Here is a 2,125-nt window from a genome sequence, read left to right as displayed (position 1 = left end):
GCCTGGCCCGGTCGTTCGCCGGGTCGCGGCTGCTGGTGCTGGCGGCGGCCCGGTCCGATCTGCTCGACCGGCGCCCCGACTGGGGTGGCGGGCTGGCGCACGCCACGACGTTCGCGCTGGACCCGCTGTCGGACGAGGCGATCGACCGCCTGCTGGAGCTGCTGCTGACCCACGGCGAGTCCGGGCCGGACGGGTCGCCGGACGCGCCGGCCGTGCTCACGCCCGTCAGCGGCCACGAGCGGGACGCCCGCCGTGAGCACATAAGGATGCTGCTGTGCCTGGACCGCCGGATGCTGACCGACTCGGCGGCTCAGATCAGGTCCACCTGACGTGGTCCGCCGCCGGTAACCGGCGACTCACCGGTCCGGCGGCGCACCTCGGTTACCGCGCCGTTCCCCGCTGATTATTATCTCCTGGTTAACATTGCCCCGACCGGATTGTTTCCGCTCCGCCCCGATGCCGGAATAATTTGCGAGGACGGCGATGACCACTTCAGCTATCGAATTAGCCGAACCGACGATGCTCGGCTGGTTGACCGATTACGGCCTCGACGCCGAATACGTGCGGTCGAGTGGTAACACGCTGTTCGCGAAGCAGGCGGACGGCTCGGAGAGGCCGGTCCTCGACCTGGCGGGCGGCTACGGGTCGGTGCTGCTGGGGCACAACAACCCGGAGTTGGTGGCGCTCGCCCGGGAGCTGTTCGAGCAGCAGACGCCGATCCACGCGCAGTTCTCCCGCCACCCCTACGCCAACGAGCTGGTGACCAGGCTCAACGCCGTGCTGCACCGCGAATTCGGGGTCTCCGAACCGTATTACGGGGTGTTCGCGAATTCCGGTGCGGAGGCGATCGAAGCGGCCGTCAAGCACGCCGAACTGGATCGCGTGCTGAAGGTGCGGGCCGCCGTCGACGCGGTCGAGGAATCGTTGAACCGGGCGCGGGAGGCCGTCGCGGGCGGGGCGACCGTCGTGGAGGACGCCTACCGCGCCCTGGGCGTGCCGGTGGGCGACTTCGAGGCGCTGGCGGCCGAGCTGAGCCGCGTGACGGCGGAGAAGGCGGCGCGGCAACCGGTGTTCCTGGCGCTGGAGAGCGGCTTCCACGGCAAGCTCGTCGGCAGCATCCAGCTCACCCACAACCCGGTCTACCGCACGCCCTTCACCGCGCTGGCGCGGCCGTCGAGGTTCGTCGCGTTCAACCAGCCGGGCGCGGTGCGCAAGATCCTGGACGAGGAGCGTGTGCAGCTCACCGAACTGGTGGTCGACGGCGGCGCGGTGCGGCTGGGCGAGCGCGAGCTGCCGGTGGTGACCGCGTTCCTGCTGGAGCCCATCCAGGGCGAGGGCGGCATCCAGGAGGTCGGCGCGGAGTTCGCGCGGGAGATCGCGACCGCCTGCGAGGAGGCGGGCGTGCCGGTCGTCATCGACGAGATCCAGAGCGGGATGGGCCGGTCCGGCGCGTTCTTCGCCAGCTCGCAGATCGGGCTGCGCGGCGACTACTACGCGTTGTCCAAGAGCCTCGGCGGCGGTGTCGCGAAGGCCGCCGTGATGCTGGTGCGGGAGAAGTTCTACCGGGGCGACTTCGAGCTGGTGCACAGCTCGACCTTCGCCAAGGACAGCTTCTCGTGCACGATCGCGCTCAAGGCGCTGGAGCTGCTGGAGGCCGACGGCGGCCGTGCCTACCGGCAGGCCGCCGAGCTGGGCGCCAAGCTCAAGGCCGTGCTGGAGTCGATCCGGTCCGACCACCCGGACCTGGTCAAGGACGTCCGCGGCCGGGGCCTGATGCTGGGCCTGGAGTTCCACGACCAGTCGGCCAACCCGATCCCGGCGGTCGCCGAGCAGGCCAAGGCGGGCATGCTCGGCTACGCCCTGGCCGGGTACCTGCTGCGGGAGCACGCCATCCGCATCTTCCCGACCGCCAGCGCCACCAACACGCTGCGCTTCGAGCCGTCCCTCTTCTTCACCGACGCGGAGATCGCGCAGGTGGAAGCTGGCCTGCGCGCGGCCGTAGCGGTCCTGCGCGACCCGTCGAAGCGGCTGGTGTGACGATGGCCATCGACTTCGACGAGGCGCTGTCCCGGGTCCGCGAGTTCGTCCGCGACGAGCTGGTGGCCAACCCGCCCGAGCTGGACGC

2 protein-coding genes are annotated in these 2,125 nt (G+C 70.5%); both read left to right on the top strand.

Annotated elements, in window-relative coordinates:
* The coding region (locus AB0G02_RS36560; protein ID WP_360803977.1) for a hypothetical protein at nt 1–329 on the top strand (329 nt) is incomplete at its 5' end.
* A gap of 154 nt (nt 330–483) precedes the next feature.
* Complete coding sequence (locus AB0G02_RS36555) at nt 484–2,037, top strand: aminotransferase class III-fold pyridoxal phosphate-dependent enzyme (RefSeq protein ID WP_360803974.1); 1,554 nt, start codon at nt 484–486, stop codon at nt 2,035–2,037.
* The last annotated feature ends 88 nt before the right edge of the window (nt 2,038–2,125 follow it).

It is taken from the genome of Actinosynnema sp. NPDC023658 (assembly GCF_040639995.1).
In the GTDB taxonomy this organism is placed as follows: domain Bacteria; phylum Actinomycetota; class Actinomycetes; order Mycobacteriales; family Pseudonocardiaceae; genus Actinosynnema.
Note: the sequence above shows the minus strand (reverse complement) of the source record. Positions and strands in the feature narration are given on the sequence as shown.

Excerpts from the sequence above, each read along its gene's own strand:
- AB0G02_RS36555 (WP_360803974.1), top strand. The coding sequence starts at position 484 with ATGACCACTTCAGCTATCGAATTAGCCGAACCGACGATGCTCGGCTGG.